Source organism: Escherichia sp. KTE172 (assembly GCF_000408845.1).
GTDB classification, from domain to species: Bacteria; Pseudomonadota; Gammaproteobacteria; order Enterobacterales; family Enterobacteriaceae; genus Escherichia; species Escherichia coli.
The window spans coordinates 4070279-4090224 of record NZ_KE137316.1 but is presented as its reverse complement, the minus strand read 5'-3'; the positions used below and the strand labels follow the sequence as shown (position 1 = coordinate 4090224).

General features: G+C 50.0%; 15 protein-coding genes and 3 pseudogenes. 9 read left to right on the top strand and 9 right to left on the bottom strand.

Features of this window, described 5'->3' with window-relative positions; all coding sequences use genetic code 11:
- The 9 genes and pseudogenes from G434_RS04945 to G434_RS04985 all read right to left on the bottom strand — a co-directional run.
- A partial coding sequence (locus G434_RS04945; protein ID WP_016238780.1) for an ISAs1 family transposase occupies positions 1-218 on the bottom strand: 218 nt, incomplete at its 3' end.
- A 175-nt stretch (positions 219-393) separates the two neighbouring features.
- A pseudogene (locus G434_RS30025) lies at positions 394-588 on the bottom strand (ISAs1 family transposase); the annotation flags it as partial.
- Positions 589-664: 76 nt separating this feature from the next.
- Positions 665-1915, bottom strand: coding sequence for a group II intron reverse transcriptase/maturase (gene ltrA / locus G434_RS04950; protein WP_001306804.1), 1251 nt, complete (start codon positions 1913-1915; stop codon positions 665-667).
- Positions 1916-2464: 549 nt separating this feature from the next.
- Positions 2465-3474 (bottom strand): annotated as a pseudogene (locus G434_RS29310) (ISAs1 family transposase); the annotation flags it as partial.
- Between the two features lie 312 nt (positions 3475-3786).
- Positions 3787-4749 (bottom strand): hypothetical protein, encoded by a 963-nt coding sequence (locus G434_RS04960; protein ID WP_000536467.1) that lies wholly within the window; start codon positions 4747-4749, stop codon positions 3787-3789.
- A 114-nt stretch (positions 4750-4863) separates the two neighbouring features.
- A complete protein-coding gene (locus G434_RS04965; protein ID WP_001306805.1) occupies positions 4864-6435 on the bottom strand; it encodes a hypothetical protein in 1572 nt (523 codons plus the stop codon).
- Positions 6436-6456: 21 nt separating this feature from the next.
- Positions 6457-7296, bottom strand: coding sequence for a DUF4123 domain-containing protein (locus tag G434_RS04970; protein ID WP_000446997.1), 840 nt, complete (start codon positions 7294-7296; stop codon positions 6457-6459).
- Positions 7297-7352: 56 nt separating this feature from the next.
- Positions 7353-9254 (bottom strand): annotated as a pseudogene (locus G434_RS04975) (type VI secretion system Vgr family protein); the annotation flags it as partial.
- A gap of 220 nt (positions 9255-9474) precedes the next feature.
- On the bottom strand, positions 9475-9993 hold the full coding sequence (locus G434_RS04985; RefSeq protein WP_001142963.1) for an Hcp family type VI secretion system effector: 519 nt from the start codon (positions 9991-9993) through the stop codon (positions 9475-9477).
- 702 nt (positions 9994-10695) lie between these two features.
- On the opposite strand from G434_RS04985, the gene tssB reads away from it, so the two are divergent.
- The 9 genes from tssB to icmH are packed head-to-tail and all read left to right on the top strand — an operon-like array spanning position 10696 to position 19941.
- Positions 10696-11199: a type VI secretion system contractile sheath small subunit gene (tssB, locus tag G434_RS04990; RefSeq protein WP_000041478.1), complete on the top strand. Its 504-nt coding sequence runs from the start codon at positions 10696-10698 to the stop codon at positions 11197-11199.
- Positions 11200-11221: 22 nt separating this feature from the next.
- Positions 11222-12706 (top strand): type VI secretion system contractile sheath large subunit, encoded by a 1485-nt coding sequence (gene tssC / locus G434_RS04995; protein ID WP_000111580.1) that lies wholly within the window; start codon positions 11222-11224, stop codon positions 12704-12706.
- A gap of 4 nt (positions 12707-12710) precedes the next feature.
- Complete coding sequence (gene tssE / locus G434_RS05000; RefSeq protein WP_001189669.1) at positions 12711-13136, top strand: type VI secretion system baseplate subunit TssE; 426 nt, start codon at positions 12711-12713, stop codon at positions 13134-13136.
- 5 nt (positions 13137-13141) lie between these two features.
- Positions 13142-14983 carry a type VI secretion system baseplate subunit TssF gene (gene tssF / locus G434_RS05005; RefSeq protein ID WP_000863395.1) on the top strand — a complete coding sequence of 614 codons (1842 nt, stop codon included), beginning with the start codon at positions 13142-13144 and terminating at the stop codon, positions 14981-14983.
- Entirely contained in the window at positions 14947-15996 is a 1050-nt protein-coding gene (tssG, locus tag G434_RS05010) for a type VI secretion system baseplate subunit TssG (RefSeq protein ID WP_000896719.1), read from the top strand. The genes tssF and tssG overlap by 37 nt, the downstream gene beginning before the upstream one ends.
- Positions 15997-16012: 16 nt before the next feature.
- On the top strand, positions 16013-17293 hold the full coding sequence (gene tagH / locus G434_RS05015) for a type VI secretion system-associated FHA domain protein TagH (RefSeq protein ID WP_001306810.1): 1281 nt from the start codon (positions 16013-16015) through the stop codon (positions 17291-17293).
- Positions 17290-17814 carry a type VI secretion system lipoprotein TssJ gene (gene tssJ, locus G434_RS05020; RefSeq protein WP_001013424.1) on the top strand — a complete coding sequence of 175 codons (525 nt, stop codon included), beginning with the start codon at positions 17290-17292 and terminating at the stop codon, positions 17812-17814. Before tagH ends, tssJ begins: the two co-directional genes overlap by 4 nt.
- Positions 17815-17816: 2 nt before the next feature.
- On the top strand, positions 17817-19163 hold the full coding sequence (tssK, locus tag G434_RS05025; protein WP_000224513.1) for a type VI secretion system baseplate subunit TssK: 1347 nt from the start codon (positions 17817-17819) through the stop codon (positions 19161-19163).
- A gap of 22 nt (positions 19164-19185) precedes the next feature.
- A complete protein-coding gene (gene icmH / locus G434_RS05030; protein WP_042018344.1) occupies positions 19186-19941 on the top strand; it encodes a type IVB secretion system protein IcmH/DotU in 756 nt (251 codons plus the stop codon).
- Positions 19942-19946 lie beyond the last annotated feature (5 nt).

The window sequence follows — 19946 nt, the reverse complement described above, 5'->3', positions numbered from 1 at the left end:
GTATCGTGAACAGGAATACCATTATCAAAATCACCATATTGCTTCAAAAAATCGAGATGTGTTTCCCCAAAATCCTCTATATCTTCCCAACCTTCTGCACCAGAAATAACGGCACAAATAGTCAACAGTAGAATATCCGATAATTTATGTTCCACTTTCCAGGCTTGTCTGTAATCGGGGATAATAGAAATATGCTCCATCAATTTTTTAAGTTCCATTTTGTTCTCCTTAATTATGTAAGGAGTATTTGATCATGTATAAGCAATAAAAAACAGCTTCAGGTAATGAGGAATATCTCAATTTTTAAACATAAAATGCGAATTGTTTAGTACAAAAAGTGTACTTCTGATGATCTTTCCCTGTCCGCAGCTGCTTTTCACATCCAGGGAAAGATTACGAAAGCCCGCACCCCGCAAGGACTGACGCCAGATAGTTTCTGTCCATGGCTGCTTTTCGCATCTTACGTCTTAACCCTGCCTTGAATACCTTATCATTCGTCAAAATATTAATAGCGATGTGCCGTATCCCTGAAAATAATTCTGCTGCATTTCCTCTTCTTATTTTGCAGTCGTCTTCATTCATTACCAGGTGAGTAGGCCGCAGGAACCTCCCCCGCAGCCTCTCGCAGAACGGTACGTGAACCTCTCGGCTCATACCGCTCCCATCAAACAAGTCCGCCTCTCATCTTCAGACGCCAGTGGGCAAACAACTGTGGACTTCGCTTCGCCATTTCTTCCAGAAATTTTGAGGCTCTTGTCTTGTATCGGCTGAGCATTTTATATTTCTTACGCCCCCACCTCACCAGTGCTTTATTGATATATCTGAACACGCTGTATAATTCCGAACAGGTATATCGCCCGTAATAATTTATCCAGCCATTCAGTTTTGGATTTATCCATTTCGCTATCTGCTCAATGCTTAAATCCACTCTTTTCCTTATCCCTGTCGCTTTGATTTCCCGACGCATTGCCTTTAGCGCTGATTTGCTCGCTGCGGGGGTAAAACTTACAAACAGACTGTTTCGCTTAACGTTCTTTACTACGCGTCGCCTGAATGTGTACCCCAGAAAGTCGAACATGGTATGTTCATAATCACCCTTCCGGCTTCCATCTTTGCAGTAGATAACTCGCGTTTTCTCCGGATGCATTTCCAGTCCGCATTCGCTAAATCTTTTGCGTAATACTTCTCGCATTTCAGTCGCTTCTGCTTCGCTGTGACAATGCAAAATGCCATCATCAGCATATCGATACCACGGCACTTTCGGATAATATTTTGCCAGCCATTTATCAAACACATAATGCATGAACAGGTTTGCCAGCAACGGACTTATGACACCTCCCTGCGGCGTTCCCATTGTTCGTGCTCTGACTTCTCCGTCTGACATCACCATCGGCGCTGTCAGCCACCGCTGTATATACAATTTTACCCACCGGGCCGGATTGTGTTTGTCCACGGCTTTCATTATCAGTTCGTGCGGGATGTTATCGAACAGCCCTTTGATGTCAAATTCCAGTACCCAGTCGTAATACCAGCAACGCTTACGCGTTACCCCTATAGCATCCAGTGCCGATTTATTCGGTCTGTAGCCGTAAGAGTCTGCCAGAAAATGTGGCTCAACCTGTGGCTCAAAGGCCAGTTTTACCACCGTCTGCGCGATACGATCGCTGACTGTCGGGATACCCAGAATTCTCTCTCCACCCAATTTCTTCGGAATTGCCACCGCTTTCACTGCCGGTGGGAAATAACTTCCTGAAGAAAGTCGGTTCCAGATTTTGTACAGATTATCAACTAACCGTTTATCAAAGTCCGCCAGCGATTGCTTATCAATTCCCGCCGCGCCTGCACTGGTCTTCACTCGCCTGTACGCGCTGACCACCAGTGACTTATCAATGTTAAACGCTTTTGTCTTTGTCATTGTCTCCTCCTGAACATGTTCAGTTGAACACTGTCCAAAGACTGTCTGATGCCGCCCCTTCGCTCCACCTCCATTACAGAAGCTTCATCACTACTACGAACGGCTCCGTCCCTGTGCTGTGCATCGGTACTTTCATGCTCGCCAATTCAGTGACTTGCATTTCTCCCTTATCATCACAACGACAGGTTCCCGCAGTTCCCAGGAAGAGCCTGATACTCCGTCACGCCCACTTTACGCCGGACACCGTCTGCGCAGCATTCGGAATTCACTCGCAGACTTATCCCGAAGGCTGGACGCCCCTTCGGTTTTGATGTCAGTCTCTGGTTTACGACGCGTCAACATGGGTTCGGGTTCACTCGTCTCATGAGTATCTTACCTGCTGAGTTTTCACTCACGCTTTACTTCATCGCTCACTACCATGGCTCTTTACCACAGCAGCATGAAGTGGTTTGGAATCTGCTTCCGACAGCCGATCCCGGTGGGCCTTCCACCATCTCTTTATGAGCTTATACAAAAGCTAACTGCGTATCCTTATGCAGCTATCTTGTGTTCCTGCGGCACACCGTCCAGACGCCAGTGCAGCTTATTCTCCACGTGCCAGTGGTTTCGGATTGCTGTGGCGAACTTCTCTGCGGTTAAATCAGCAGAACTGATATAATATCTGACCGTCATTTCTGGCTCTTTCTTTTGTTCTGCTATTATGGACCGAAAGGAGACTGCCACGCATAATTTCTTCAGTCCTTTCCATTCAAACGTGAAATCAATAAGTTCATCAGGGACATCGCAAACAATATGAAGACGGATTTCTTCTCTGCCGTGACTCTTTTCACTCATTGCGTAACTGTCATGCTCTGGATTATTTAATTCTTTCAGTGGGAATTTTTCCTCAAAGGCTTTATTAAGCCGCCCCTGATTTCCTTTTACAGCGAATAAATAATCACCGCCCTGTTTTTGTATCTTCTCTGCAATATCTTTCTGGCAACCCATCGCATCAGTTGTGATGATTTTTCCTTTAATATCCAGCATGTTAAGAAGTTCAGGGATAGCTGTAATCTCATTGGTTTTCTCATCCGTCTTGATCTGTCCGATGACCAGGCTGTGCATTGTTGAGGGATAGCTGTAATCTCATTAGATTTCTCATCCGTCCTGATCTGTCCGATGACCAGGCTGTGCATTGTTGAGAACGCACTAATGACATGAATCGCTCCCCTGCGGCGACTCTTGTCATAAGAGTGTCGGAGCGTTTTTCCATCAATTGCGATGACGTCTTTATCATCTGAAGAATGGCAGTCACGCATCCAGTTAATAAAGCACTCGTGAAATTTTGCAGGACTGATACAGGATACAACTCTGGCGATGGTATCGTGAACAGGAATACCATTTTCAAAATCACCGTATTGTTTTAAAAAATCGAGATGTGTTTCCCCAAAATCCTCTATATCTTCCCAACCTTCTGCACCCGAAATAACGGCACAAATAGTCAACAGTAGAATATCCGACAATTTATGTTCCACTTTCCAGGCTTGTCTGTAATCGGGAATAACAGAAATATGTTCCATCAATTTTTAAGTTCCATTTTGTTCCCCTTAATTATGTAAGGAGTATTTGATCATGTATAAGTAATAAAAAACAGCCTCAGGTAATGAGGAATATCTCAAATTTTAAACATAAAATGCGAATTATTTAGTACAAAAAAGCAGCGTTACGTGATCTTTCCCTGTGCCGGTACCTTTGTCGTTTAATCTGGCAGCTAAAGGCATATTGTTTTCCTGTCTGGAATATCAGCGACAAAAAATTTAAAAAACGGTAAGGTGCTTAACTCAGTAATAATCACCTTACCGGACATCCTGATTTGTAGCCCAACAGGTTAATCAAGTAACAGGGATAAACTGACCATCAATCAGCGAAAATACCGGAGCGTAATACCCCATACGCTCTTCACCACTTTCATCTGTAAAACGGTAAGTCAGTGGGGAATATATTGGTTTCGATTTATTATATAGCTGCACCATACGTCCACCATTCATAACCCGGACGGCATAATCGTCCCACCTGATGGGCTGCATTCTGGCTTTCCCTCCCTCCACATTATCTTTTGAGAAGAGTGAGAGTAATATGTCATCCTCAGAGTCACCGGTTGTGGCTGACCATGCCTTCAGCGCCTCTTTGTTATAAGCTTTCAGACGTGCCCTGTCCCGGCTACTGATGATGCTTGCCATTTCGGTATAGGCGGCTTTTAACTTCCGTAACTGCTCGTCGCTTCCGGTATAGGGGGTTGCCCGCGTCCAGGCCCATTCAGGAAGCCCTGTCACGGTAACTTTTTGAGTGAACTGATACACCTTCATCCCTTTCGGGAAATAGGTTTCATCAAAATAATCTGGATCAATAAATCCTGGCTCCGCCTGCTCAGCCAAAATCTCTTTCCGGATAACGGGATGCACGCTGTCTGGCCGGGCTTCAGGTATGCCCTGCTGGTTGATGGTCACTTTTATTGAAGAAAGCAGCGTTTCCTCCTGTTTAATAAAACGAACCAAATCCAGGCTGCATCCTGCTTTTGGAAAAAAACGCCCCCGTTCTTCCATACTGGCAGGCTTGTCAGAAAACCATCCTAATGCCCCAATCTCCAGACTGATTTCATTTTCTCCATTCGCCATCAGCATCATGGCATTGGTGCTGGATATGGCCCCGGTTGAATCACCATTTGCCCGCCAGGCACTTCTTCGGTTACTGAACCCGAGGACGCCATTAGTCTTAATGGCACAATATGACTCTTCAATATTAAACTTACTGCGAATTTTTTGCTGGTTATCGTTAGAGCAAAATCCAGTTCCCATAACAACTCCTGACAGTAAAATAACCGATATTAAATGTTTTGCCTTCATAATTATTCTCTCTCAAAAGGGGAAAATACTCATTATACTGTTCACTTTTAATTTCTGTAATATCACTTAATAATCCATACCTATCGTCCACGTTGTCACTGGCTTCGGCGGTGTTACTTTTTTCTCCACAGTGCGTTCTTTACCGTATAAATTAACCCGTAATGGTGAATCCTTTACCTCCATAGGATCACATAACTGCCACTCAACGGTATCTTTCTTCTCAGGTTTTTCGCTCTTTTCCTTCCCCTTTCCTTTTTCATCAACTTCACCATGAGACACATCAATCTTAAATTCAAACTTCCCTTTAATGCCGTCATGAAATAATGCTAGGTCCAGTCCGTCATCATGTGAATCAAATCCAAATCCAGCTTTCGCTTCTATAGAGGCAGTCGCTTCGGCGGTCAGTTGTACAACAAAAACATTCGCCTCAAACGTCGCACTCACCACACCTTTTAAACCGAGCTTGATGTTACTTTCCTTTACATTAAACTCCCATTTTTTATCCTTTTCAGCGTATACTGCGCCAAGATCAAGATTAATCTCCGCTGAAATCTCGATATAGCATTCAACACTGGCTCCGTTTTTACGGAGATATTCACGACATCTGTTGACCAATGACTCGACTTTACAATATGCACATATAAATGAAATAATATCGAATCTGAACGACGCTTCAAAAAATGGGGCACCAAACAAACCATAAAAATGACAGGGGCCATCCTGGATATCGGTATATTGATAGGCATACGATATACCCAGTTTAACGGGTTCTATTTTTGCACTGAACAATGCATATTTGCGCGTACCATTATTATTGTCAGGATCTGGCGCAAAATATTTATTGACATTCTTGACCAGAGAGTCAATTCTTCCTATCTGTTCCAGTTGCTTTGTTTGTCGAAGTTTTTTTATCTCTTTTTCATATTCACTTGTGTGTTCAACATTAGCTATTTTTACGCCAAAATCGACAGTCAGGGAAGTCTTGTTTATCCACTCAAACTCAGCAGTGGTATTTGTCCAGCCGCTACGGAGTTTATTTTTATCCCTGGGCTTGGTGTTCTCCATTGCGTCCCTGGCTTTTATTCTTTCGTCACGCCGCTCTTTTACTGTTCTCGTCTGTTTTGATGACGAAATCTCATAGCTGAACCCTGTAGTAAACCTAATTTCCACTGTAGGATAAACATCAATTTCAACATAATTGCCACATTCGTAACAACTGTCAATTCTGACTGAATAATGGGCAGGTTCATAATGATTCTTAAGTGGAGAGGATATTGCCCCCAAATAATCCCATGGTACTCGAAATGTACCCATAGCAATTATTTCACCTTCAGACAAGTTATCATCCAAAGTGACCTTATTAGGTATTCCGAAAGGTTGCAGTATCTTATGATTATTTTCTGATTCTTCCTCTAACCATGCCTCATGTGTTCCACTTTTATCGCACTGGTAGGTAATGGTAATTATACCATCACATCCGGAACCATCATCCAGTAGCTTAAAACGCGCCACTCCTTCTTTTGACCAGAAATGTTTCTCGCCGGCCTCTGGAAAATCACTAATAACATCAAAAATACATGGATCAGGAATGCCGCATTCCACACAGGGCTTTCCGGCTGTCGAAGATGGAGATGTCATATAATCTATCCGTTTGTCTTTTTATTGTGGGATAAATCCCAGTTCCTGTTGTGCAAGTTCATGTACCCGAATATGTCCCGGGTATGACTGATTGCTGAGTTGTTCATACCAGTCATCCGGAATATATCTGAGATCGATTATATTTTTTTTCAGTAATATAAGCGTCATTGTTCTGACGGAACGATCATCTGCTATATTTAATGACTGGCAAAAAGAGAAATAATCTTCTGCCAGAATTCGGGATGATTCAGCTTTTGATGAATCATCCCATCCGTTTTTATCTACATTTTCTTCGATAAATGCAGATAATATATCAAGATAATTATCCCGTGCCTTTCGTTCCAGTTGGCTATATTGTCTGTAACTCAGCGTCAGTTGTGATGGCCGTTCTGCCCTTATATTCATAGTTTCTGCGGGACGGACGGAAGAAAAATTATCCTCACGACATTCTTCACCATAACGGGTACTTAGCTGTCTGACGGGACTGATAAAAGAAAGACGCTGGCGGGGGGTCAGAACTTCCACTAATACCCATATATTCCGGGGATCATAAAATCGCATGAGAACAGGTTTCTCCTGTTCGGGGATCCTAACCCACAGATAACGTCTGAAGTGTTGCTGTAGCTCACGCATGGATGACTCAGAAGTCAGATATATTCCCCATGGCGACGCCTTAACACTCAGCCATGCTTCAACCTCCGGAACGACTTCCACGAGATAGGGGGCTAGCGCGACCAGATCCAGTTGTATGGGTTCTGCATACAGACAACAGTGCGGGGGATTCACCTCGTTCAGAAAATCCAGCAATCCTTCCTCCACAGCGCCATCCACAATGGCGTACTGCACGGGTGCCGTTTCCATCACTTATCCTCCTTCGGGCAGTGCGCCACAAACATTGTCCCGCTTCCGGCTGCGGCTTTCAGGATCACCGGGCGCATCGGCAGGATCACGTCTCCCGGACTGCCTCCGCCGTTAAGATTGATTTTCGCGCCCTTAATATCCACGCCGCCGGAATGGATCACCACAAATGAACCGCCCACCCGCAGACTGATTTTGCTGTCGCTCTGTAAAACAATATCGCCCTGTACGCTGATACCCAGCGCGCCGCTTATTTTCTGTGCCAGATCGCCTTTCACCTCCAGCCCCTGATTGCCCTCTGTCAGGCTGACATGGTCTTTGGTGGTTTTATGGTCCTGTTTACCTTCAACCGTCACTTTCCGGTCATTTGCCACCACCAGGGATTCATCATGCCCGATGCTGACCGTCCGGTCATAGTTGACCCGCTTATCCTTGCTGTTCAGCACAACGACTTGCATATTTTTCTGTGCGTGCAGGTAAATTTCTTCCTTGTCCGTCGCGTCCTCGAACCGCAGTTCATTAAAGCCGCTTCCTTTATAGGTCTTCGACCGTATCGTCATCTGCGTCTTCGTCCCCGGCAGACTCCCCGGCGAACGGTTGTCCTCATGGTACGTCCGCCCCATGATTATCGGCTGGTCCGGGTCGCCGTTCAGGAAGTCTACAATCACTTCCTGGCCGATGCGCGGTATCGCCAGGTTACCAAATCCCGGCCCCGCCCACGCCTGCGACACCCTCACCCAGCATGAACTCGCCTCCGTTGCCGGGTTATACCTGTCCCAGTGAAACTGCACTCGCACACGTCCGTGTTCGTCGCAGAAGATTTCCTCTCCCGCAGGACCGGTGACAATGGCGCTCTGTGGCCCGTCCACCTTCGGTTTGCTTTGCAGCCGTGGACGCCACGTCCGGTCCGCCGGTATCACCTCTAACTGATTTCCCAGCGTGGTTCCTCTCCCCTGGCTGCCGTGCAGCGCCTGCGGCTGGTCCCCTGACAGAATACTCTGTACCACCTGCCATTCACGGTTCAGCATCTTCTGCGGATGCCCCGTCAGCGTAAACCGCGTTCCCGGCCACAGCTTCGGTGAATTACTCTGCCCTGTGGCCTTTTCCGCATCACTGCGCAGGCTCTCCATCTGGTACAGCGTGAAATCCTTGCCGTGCTGTTCATCCTTGAACCTTCCCGGATAATCAAATATCTCATACTGCTCCAGCTGTCCGTTCAGGTTCTCACCCTGCTGCTCATACATCCCCGGCCAGTCCGGCACCTTAAACGTGTAATCCTGGCTCTGCACCGACGACGGGCGGACATACGCCTCATAACGGAACATACTGACACACTCTGTCTCCGCTCCTGCCGATGTGTCCGGGTTAAACGGAAGCTCTCCCGCCTGTGACAGCCCCGCCACATCGTCGCACAGCGTCAGCTTCTGCTCCGGACTGTCCGCCGCAAACCGCTCAAAGAAGAAAATTCCCTCCTCCGCCCACAACCGCGCCAGAAACGCCAGGTCGCTTTCCCCGTACTGGACACAGAACTCCCGCGCCGGATGGTCCTCATAAAACAGCGGTGTCCACTCCGTGACGCCGTTCTCGTTCAGTAACGTGGCCGATATCGTCCGGATATCCTGCTGCTGGAAGATACGGAAGTTCTGCCGCAGCCCGCACCGCCATAACGGCGGCTCAATACGCAGGTGATAACGCATCTGCCAGCCATTGTTCTCCTGCATGCCAAAACCCGCCACCACGCCGGTGACATAACGCAGCGGGATGACGCCCTGCCAGATGGTCAGCGTCGCCTTCTTCTCCAGCAGCATCTCCGCCGTCTGCATAAAAGAGTCGCTGGCAACATCCACACTCATCACAAACGGATAAGACTGGTTCTGGATTAACCTGAAATGCACCACTGCAAAGGTGTCCGGCTCCTGGCCGTCAATCTCCAGCGTAAAGCGCAGACCTTTTAAGGACATAATGACCTCCCTGATTTATTCACGGACCAAATGATTCTTACCATGCAGCAAAGGGTGCCAGTGCAGCGTTACACTCATCTTTACATTTTCAGGTACGCTACCGCCCGGGTTTCCGGCATCCGCCATCTCCCTCATGAAAGCGTAACTCCTTACTGACACTCATTTTTTACACGTACAAAAACAACATCCTGCACGAAGGCAGGATGTTGTTGACTCAGATTTATGCTTCCAGCGGTGCACGCCAGTCATCGGCACCAGAAGTACCGGATTTGATGTGCTCCCACTCAACCTTACGGTATGCCAGTGATACTGCGAGCAATTGCGTAAACTCACGCTGTGCAGGGTCCTGGCAGTGCGGCATGTGCAGGTTCATGTCCACAATCGTCGCGTCAGTAAGACGTGTGGTGAAGTAGTGCTCCTGCTTGCCTTCAACTGAAGTACGCCACCAGTGCAGCTCCACTTTCGGCAGCATTTCACCGGAGGCCAGCGCGTTGTACAGCAGCGGAACGGCTTTGTTCAGCGCCACGGTGAAAATGAACGGTTTGTGCGCGCGCTGCCCGGAAGGTTGACCAGACTGTGGATCGGTTGGAACAGTAACGTTATGCAGAAACTCCTGCACCAGCATTTCATCTTCGTGTCCCTGCACGTAGATATTGCCGACAGAATCTGCGGTGAAAGCACCGGCAGTGATGTTCCCCTGGGTCTGACCTGTAATTGAAATGTAACATGGGGTTGGCATTTATGAACTCCTTGTGAAATTATCAACTGCTGTTTTACGAACAACCCGTCGTTAATCCCCGACGGGTTAGAGTGTGATGCGGCTCACATCAGGAACCACACCCTTTTCTTTATTCGAGTTACAGGCACACGTAATTAGCACCTACTGAAAAACTCTTTTATGGTGTTTAAATATATTTTTAGTCAATTTCAGAACACGGTCACATAAGCTAAAAATATATCAACTTCAACAGCAGAATTATCCATAACGTATCCTTCCCCCCATAAAAATCCACAGCCGCGTCAAAAACAAATTATTACGACACTTACTCAGCCATCGTTCCAGCACGCAATTAAGACATTCCTTAAAGGAATTCCTTATGATGTATTGCCAGCAATTAATCAATTGATAAAACCATACATAAAACTTATTAATAAATTTAATAAATACATATAAATCAATATATTATGGCATTTTATTGACCGTAAAATCATATTCATCAAGTCTATAAATACCAAAATTTATTTCACTATAATATATTAGCAAGGAAGAATACATCTCTTTCTAAAATATAAATAGTTCTTTTAATATTTTATTTCATGAGTAGAATACCGATCACAACAGAAGGAAGGTTACATTATCTAACTGCCACTGAAACGGTATCTTCGGTATTTTTATGCAGTACGAAAATGCTGTGCTCATGGCCTGAACGGGAACATTTTTATGAGCAAAATGAACAACAATGGCGGCAGTGTCGCGCCGAAAGAAAGAATCAGCGTTCGGTATACACCAAAAGTTGATGGGGTGGCTGCTGATATCGAATTGCCGCTGAATTTATTGATCACCGGCAATCTGAAAGGGAAACCAGATAACACGCCGTTGGACGAGCGAACTGCCATTGCTATCAACCGCTATAACCTCAACGCAGTCATTTCAGAAGCTGACATTGAACGGGAGTTTGTTGTTCCGGCTGAACTCAGTGACGCTCCCAATGAGCAAATGTACGTCAACCTGAAAGTCAAATCTATGGATGACCTTTCTCCGGACCATATTGCCAGCCAGGTACCAGAAATAAAACGTCTGCTCGAATTGCGTGAAGCTCTGGTCGCACTTAAGTCTCCACTAGGCAATATTCCGGCCTTCCGCGCACAACTTCAGGCGCTACTGGAAAACGAAGACAGCCGCGAGCAGCTGATCCAAGAACTGGGTATCGCCGCTCAGAAATAATTTTCACAGAAGGATTTTCAGTATGTCAGTAAAGGAAGATATTGCTCCCGTCAGCGCGTCGCAAACCGCCGCGCCCCCATCTCTGCTTGATGAAATCATGGCGCAAACCCGCGTCCAGCCTAAATCAGAAAGCTACGATATCACCCGCCAGGGCGTGAGCGCCTTTATTGCCGCCATGTTACAGGGCGACAGTAGCGCTGAACCTATCAATATCCTGGCCGTTGACGCCATGATTGCTGATATTGATGCCCGAACCAGCAGGCAGATGGATGCCATTATTCATGCCCCGGAGTTTCAGGAACTGGAATCCCTGCTGCGCTCGCTGAAGCTGCTGGTTGAACGCGCGGATACACGGGAAAACATCAAGGTCCATTTCCTGAATGTCACTCAGGAAGAACTGCTGGATGATTTCGAATTTGCACCTGAAATCACGCAGTCTGCGTATTACAAGCATGTATATTCAAGCGGTTACGGACAATTTGGCGGTGAGCCAGTGGCGGCGGTAATCGGCAACTTTGCCTTTAAGAACACCACGCCGGATATGAAGTTGCTGAAATATATCAGCCAGGTCAGTGCGATGGCGCACAGCCCGTTCCTCTCATCAGTATCATCCGAATTTTTCGGTCTGGACTCATGGACAGAGTTACCAGGGATCAAAGAACCAGGAGCAATCTTTGAAGGCCCGGCCTATTCCCGCTGGCGTGCCTTGCGTGAATCTGAAGATTCACGCTACCTGGGACTGACTGCCCCCCGGTTCCTGCTGCGTCACCCTTACTCGCCAGATGAGAACCCAGCCAGGACCTTCCGTTACCATGAAGACGTCAGCCAGAGTCACGAGTCTTATTTGTGGGGGAACACCTCGTTTTTACTAGCTGCGAACCTGGCTGAAAGTTTTGCTAAATATCGCTGGTGTCCCAATATCATTGGCCCTTCCAGCGGCGGCGCAGTCAAAGACCTCCCGGTGCATCTGTATGAATCCATGGGGCAAATGCAGGCAAAAATTCCGACTGAAGTGTTGATCACTGACCGGAGAGAGTATGAGCTGGCGGAAGAAGGCTTTATCACACTGACCATGCGTAAAGGATCTGATAATGCGTGCTTTTTCTCGGCCAACTCGGTGCAGAAACCCAAAAAATTCCCCAAAACCCCCGAAGGCAAGGCTGCGGAGACCAACTATAAACTCGGCACTCAGCTGCCATACTTATTTGTAATCAGTAGGTTAGCGCATTACATCAAGGTAATTCAGCGCGAACAGCTTGGCTCATGGAAAGAACGCAGTGACCTGGAGCGTGAGCTGAACACCTGGATTCGCCAGTATGTGGCCGACCAGGAGAATCCGCCTGCCGAAGTCCGCAGCCACCGACCATTACGTCAGGCGAAGATCGAGGTACTTGATGTGGATGGTGAGCCAGGCTGGTACCAGGTCGCGATTTCTGTCAGACCGCATTTTAAATACATGGGTGCCAGTTTCGACCTGAGTCTGGTCGGACGACTGGATAAGGAATAATCAGATGCAAAGACGGGATTCAGGGCCAACCAGCAGTCTTTTTGAACGTATTCGTGAGGCGGCCAACCCGCCTTCATACCAGAATACAAAAGAAGCACTGATACGTTCCATCAGACGTAACCTGCGACAGGTCCTGAATACCCGCTCCGGCAGTTGTTATGGCTCACCAGAGCTGGGGATTACTGATTTAAATGATGAATCGCTGGCCTCCAGCGATTTCAGACGAGAAATCCGTAAGTCCATTAGCCAGTGCATTTTACATTACGAACCTCGTATTACCGATGTTGTTGTTACGGCTGCGGCACCGGATGAATACGCCCCTGTGGAACTACGTTTTCATATTGTGGCTACGGTCGATGTCAGCGAAACCAGGGGAGTGTTTGAATTTGACATTTTGCTGGACAATCATCAACGCTATTGTGTGGAGTGATCTCTGTGGCTTTTGAAGAACGTTACTACCGCGAAGAGCTGGATTATCTTCGCCAGCTTGGCAAACTGCTGGCGCAGGAAAAACCACATCTGGCCCACTTTCTGGCCGAGAAAGAGGGTGATCCGGACGTGGAGCGTCTGATGGAAGCCTTTGCCTTTATGTCCGGTAGCCTGCGTCAGAAACTTGAGGACGAATTCCCCGAATTCACCCATGGGCTAATCCGTATGCTGTGGGCAAACTATTTACGCCCAGTTCCGGCCATGACGGTTATTGCCTATGAACCCAAAACCGATCAGTTAAAAGTCCCTGTTCAAGTCTGCCGTAATGAACTGATCAGAAGCCGCTCAGAAAAGTCCGCCCTGGCTGCTCAGAAGGTGCTGTCTGACAATCATGATAAAATCGTTTCTTCCGTAGCCTGTCATTTCACGCTGGCGCGCGATATCTGGCTGCAACCACTGCGCATTCTCGACACCCACAACGCCAGCAGCCTGAAAGAAGGCATCATAGATATCAGTTTTACCGCAGATAACAATGTCTCCCCCGCCATGCTTGACCTGAACAAAATAACGTTCTGGCTGGGTAATGAAGACGATTATACCCGACACCAACTTTATCTGTGGTTTTGCGAATGCCTGATGGATGCGGAACTGATTGCCGGAGAGTACCGCCTGCCGCTGCCGGATCTGTGGCTGGAGGCCGCCGGATTTGAAAACCAGGACGCACTGCTGCCGTGGCCGAAAAATGTCCACAGCGGCTATCGGGTACTCCAGGAGTATTTCTGCTATCCCGAAGCCTTCTTTTTTTTCCATCTGCGCGATGTTGCGCCACTACCGGACGATTTCCCGGCCAGCGCGTTTACGCTGCGCCTGCACTTTAACCGCCCGTTACCTGCCGACATCAAGCTACGCCGGGACTCACTGCGTCTGCACTGTACGCCAGCCATTAACCTGTTTACGCATTATGCGGAACCCGTCAGGCCTGATGGGCGGATAGCGGAATACCCGCTGCGCGCCAGCCACCGGCATCCCGACGCTTATGACATTTTTCAGATAAGCACAGTCACCAGCAAAGTCAAAGTTTCAGGTACTGAATCCAACCCTGGCAGCCAGGCGCGTGTCTGGCCCGAATTTGAAAGTTTCCAGCACCAGATGGAGTACAGCCGCCAGCGGGAAGTCGTCTACTGGCATCACCGGACTAAAACATCCCTGTTTCACCGCGGGCTTGAACATAGTATCGCCTTTGTCCATGCGGACGGCAGCATTCCGGACAGCTCACGGTTTAATGATGATGTGATCACCACGTCATTAATCTGTACCAACCGTATGATCCCTGCTCGGCTGCATATCGGCGATATCTGCGTGGCCGTCAACAAAAACCCGGCGGTGGCCTCATTTCATAATGTCACACGCCCGACGCAGCCGCTCTGGCCAGTCACGGACGGCGACATGCACTGGTCGCTGATTTCCGCGATGAACCTGAACTACCTATCCCTGCTGGACAGGGAGACACTGATCCAGATCCTGCGGACCTTCGACCTGCCAGGCGCTCACCATCCGCAGCGGGCCAGACTGTCGCGCCAGAAACTGGATGCCATAGAAAAACTCGAAACCAAACCTGTTGACAGGTTGTTTAAAGGCGTGCCGGTTCGCGGGCTGGCGACCACGCTGTGGATACGTCCCGATCCATTTATCTGCGAAGGTGAAATTTATCTTCTTGGTACAGTGCTCTCGCACTTTTTTGCTCTCTACGCCAGCATCAATTCGTACCACTGTCTGAAAATCATCAACACGGAAAGTCAGGAGGCCTGGGAATGGCAGGAGAAAATGGGTCAGCACGCCCTTATATAGCGACAAAACCGCCGTTATCGGCGGATGTGCGCAACTGCAATTTCTATGTGCTGATGGAGGCGCTGTACCGTCGGTATGGCGCTCCGGGCCAGGATATTTCCCTGCGTACCGAGCCAGCCCAAGAGATCGTGCGTTTCAGCTCTGACGCCAATATCGGTTTTCCGGGTACGGACCTGAGTGTGCTTTCCCGTAGCCAGAACGGACAGTATGTACTGCAAACCCGTTTCCTGGGCTTTTCCGGCAGCCAGTCGCCGCTACCGGGCTATTATCTGGATCAGATGGCGCAGGAGTCCGCACAGAACGAAGACGGCCTGAAAGAATTTCTCGATCTATTCAGCCACCGCTGGACACAGTTTGCCTATCATGCCTGGCGCAAATACCGCTACTACATCTGCTTTCGTAACGGCGGTACTGACACCTTTTCACAGCGCATGTACGCACTGGTCGGGCTGGGTAATCAGAGCGTGCGTGACAGGCTTGCCATTAACCACAGCAAAATGCTGGCCTACGCCGGAATTCTGGCAACACCAGGCCGCGCGCCGGAGGTTATCTGTAATCTGGTGTCGCACTGTTTTGATTTGCCGGATGTCACCATTGAACGCTGGCAACTGCGTAAAGTCGCCATTGATCCGGCACACCAGAACCGGCTGGGTGTACGTAATCCGAAAGGAAAAACGGCTGGACATATTCCGGGACGCTCCATACTCGGCGTTAATTTTACCCTCGGCGCACGGGTGCCGGATCGCAGCGGAAAATTCCTGTTGCAGATTGGCGGCCTGTCGCGGGAGCGTTATCTCTCATTTTTACCCGATGGCGAAAATCACCTGCCGCTGACCATGTTCCTTTCCTTTATTCTGCGCGACCAGTTTGCCTGGGATTTACGGCTGTGCCTAGCACCACAGCAGGCTAAAGGGATGCGCCTTGGCGATCCTGCCAGCTCCCGCCTCGGCAGAACCAGCTTTATTGGTCAGCCGAAAGTACCGCCCGCCATCACAATCCGAATCAGGGAATAATTCTATGGAACCACTTATGGCTGAGGAAAAACAGCAATCCCGCCAGGCCTCACTGACTTTACAGGTGATGAATGGCAACGAACTGGAAAGCGGACGCGCCGCAAAATGCCTGTTCAGCGAAAACGGCGGTGATATTGGCCATACGCCGGAATGTCACTGGCAGGTACAGGACCGGGCGGGAAGCATTGCTGCGCGTGCCTGTACCGTTATCCGGCACGACGGAGCCTATTGCCTGCGGTGCCTGACGCCGGGACTGATGATTAATCTGGCCCCGGTCTCTTCCGATGCGCTCATCCGCCTGCGCCAGGGGGATGAGATCCAGCTCGGCGCACTGGCGCTGAAAGTGTTTCTGCATGACGGTGTAGCTGTTACCTATGACGAGCGGATGGCGACCCCGGAAACGATTGTAATGAACCGCGACAGTCTGGCGGACACCCTGTTGACCACCGAGGGACAACCGGCGTATCCGGGAATGCCGTTCCAGCATCAGCTTGCCCCCACGGTTGCGCACGGTTTTTCCAGCGATCCGCTCCAGGCACTCCAGACGGAAAGCCTGATGGTGGCAGATGATCCGATCGCCCCACGCGTTTCCCGGCCCGTTGCCCCCGCCTCCGATCTGACAGGTGCAAACGGGATCAACACGCCGTTTATGGATCTGCCGCCCGGCAATGCCCGTCATGAGGACGGCGATGAATTTTCTGCCATGGCGCAGTACCACCTGGCCGTAACCCCGCTGCTGCGCGGTATGGAGTGTCCGCTGACGCTGCACAATTCTCAGGATGCGGATGAGTTTCTCGAAGAGGCCGGACGGGCGTTGCAGGCCGCCATTAAGGGATTGCTGAGTCTGCAACAACAACAGAACAGCCTGTCGGATAAACACCTGCGTCCACTGGAAGACAACCCGTTGCGCCTTGATATGGACTATCCCACCGCGCTGAACGTCATGTTCGCCGAGGGTAAAAGCCCGGTACATCTCGCCGCACCTGCGGCCATCGCCGAAAGCCTGCGCAACATCCGGCATCATGAAGAGGCCAACCGGGCGGCGATTGTGGAAGCGTTGCGTGTCATGCTGGACGCCTTCTCGCCGGGCAACCTGATGCGCCGCTTTGCGCAATACCGCCGCAGCCATGAGCTGCGCCAGAAAATGGACAACGCCTGGGCATGGCAGATGTACAGCAACTATTACGATGAACTGGCCTCCAGCCGACAGCAGGGATTTGAAATGCTGTTCAATGAAGTTTATGCCCAGGTCTATGACCGGGTGCTGCGCGAAAAACAGCGGGAGCCGGAAGCATGAACGGCAAAGCGTTTCTGGCCTGCGTTCTGATGAGCGTTGTGTTAACTGGCTGTGAAACAGCGAAAAAAATCAGCCAGGTGATCCGCAATCCGGATATTCAGGTCGGAAAGCTGATGGATCAGTCAACCGAGCTGACCGTCACGCTGCTGACCGAGCCGGACAGCAACCTGACGGCGGACGGTGAAGCCGCGCCGGTGGATGTCCAGTTGGTGTATCTGAGCGACGACTCCAAATTCCAGGCCGCCGATTACGATCAGATTGCCACCACCGCGCTGCCCGACGTGCTGGGGAAGAACTATATCGATCACCAGGACTTCAACCTGTTGCCGGACACCGTAAAAACACTGCCGCCGATCAAGCTGGATGAGAAAACCGGTTATATCGGTGTCATTGCCTATTTTTCAGACGACCAGGCCACAGAATGGAAACAAATTGAGCCGGTAGAAAGTATCGGCCACCACTATCGCCTGCTGGTGCATATCCGCGCCAGTGCGATTGAGATGAAAAAAGAGGAAAACTGACGATGGCAACAATGAAAAACAAGGTGATCTGGCAGGAAGGGCTGTTTGCCCTGCCGCAGCATTTTCAGCAACAGCAGCGTCATTGCGAGTACCTGCTGAACCGTCGTCTGGATGCACTGGGTGATTTTTTCTGGGGCTTTACGGAACTCTCCATCAATACCGAACTGCTTGCCCAGGGCAAAATCATGATTGACCGTGCGGCGGGCTGTATGCCTGACGGCACCGTATTCAGCATTCCCGACCAGGATCTGCTGCCGGAACCTTTCCAGCCGGGAACCCTTTCATCGAAAGAGAGCCACAATATTTATCTGGCGCTGCCTGTAATCAGCGACGTGATCAATGAAATCCAGGGGTTGCACAGCGCCGGTCAGGGTACGGAGCGTTACCGCCTCACCCATACCCGCGTCCGTGATTTTCACACTGACGAAGGCGACGAACAGCCGGTCGGTCTGGGGCAGTTGATCCCCAGGATAGTCAGCGGCGCAGATGATCTCAGCGCGATGGTGACCCTCCCCCTGTGCCGTATCCTCAATAAAAATGCTACCGGCGCACTGGTGCTGGACAACACCTTTATTCCCACCATTCAGGCCGTCCGTGTCAGCGGGTTGCTCGGGGCATTCTCCGGCGAGGTGCAGGGGCTGCTTGCCACCCGCGCCGCCGACCTGGCCGGGCGCATCGGTTCGCCTGAACAGAGCGGGATCGCCGATGTGGCCGAATTTATGATGTTGCAGATGCTTAACCGCCATCAAATGCAGTTCACGCACCGTTCACAACTGCACACGCTGCATCCGGAAGCCTTCTACCAAGATCTGGTGGGGCTGCTGGGAGAACTGATGACCTTTACCGAAGGTAATCGCCTGCCCTGCACCGTGGAGCCGTATAATCACCGGGATCTTACCGCGACCTTCACCAGAACCGTGATCCCGGAACTGCGGCGCGCACTCAATACCGTACTGGTGCCGCGTGCGCAGAATCTGCCGCTGTTCTTTTCAGAGGGGACCTGGATCGCCACCATCAGCGATCCCACACTGTTGCAGTCCTGCAAGCTGGTACTGGCAGTGCGCGCCAGGATGCCCTACGACCAGGTACAACGCCAGTTCATCCAGCAGTCAAAAGTGGCCGCTACCGACAAAATCCGCAGCGTGGTCAGCGTGCAGGTGCCGGGTATTCCGCTGCACACTCTTACCGCTGCGCCGCGTCAGTTGCCCTGGCATGAAGGTTATGTTTACTTCGAACTGGAAAAAGGCACCCCAGCCTGGCAGGACGTGATAAAAGCGGGCGCGCTGGCGCTGCATATCTCCGGCACCTTCCCCGATCTGAACCTTCAGCTCTGGGCGATAAGGGGATAAGTGAATGAGCGATATCAGCGATATGGGTGAACCGTCGGTTTTTCCCATGGAGCCGGAGAGCGGAACATCAGGACGTCAGTACCGTCTCGCCCTTCGCGGCAACAGCCTGAACCCAATGATTGACGCCGCCACGCCGTTGCTCGGCATGGTGATGCGTCTGTCCACCATGAACAGCCAGGCCATGCCGGAACATCTGTTTGCCCAGGTGGTAACCGATGTCCAGGCTGTGGAACAACTACTCCAGGAGCAGGGTTACGAGCCGGGCGTCATTGTTTCGTTCCGCTACATTCTCTGCACGTTTATTGACGAAGCGGCGCTGGGCAACGGCTGGTCCAACAAAAACGAATGGATAAAACAGTCGCTACTGGTTCATTTCCATAACGAAGCCTGGGGCGGCGAGAAAGTGTTTATCCTGCTCGAACGCCTGATCCGGGAGCCGGTACGTTACCAGGATCTGCTGGAATTTTTATACCTCTGCTTTTCGCTGGGCTTTCGCGGGCGCTACAAGGTTGCCATTCAGCAACAGGATGAATTTGAGCGGATCTACCAGCGCCTGCACCATGCCCTGCACAAACTGCGCGGTGACGCGCCATTTCCGCTGCTTCACCAGAAGAACAACATACAGGGCGGGCGTTATCAGTTAATCCGGCGGCTGACCATCAGGCATGTACTGTGCGGCGGTCTTGTTGTGCTGGCCGTATTTTATCTGTTTTATCTGCTGCGTCTGGACAGCCAGACACAGGATATTCTGCATCAGCTCAATAAATTACTCCGATAAGGACA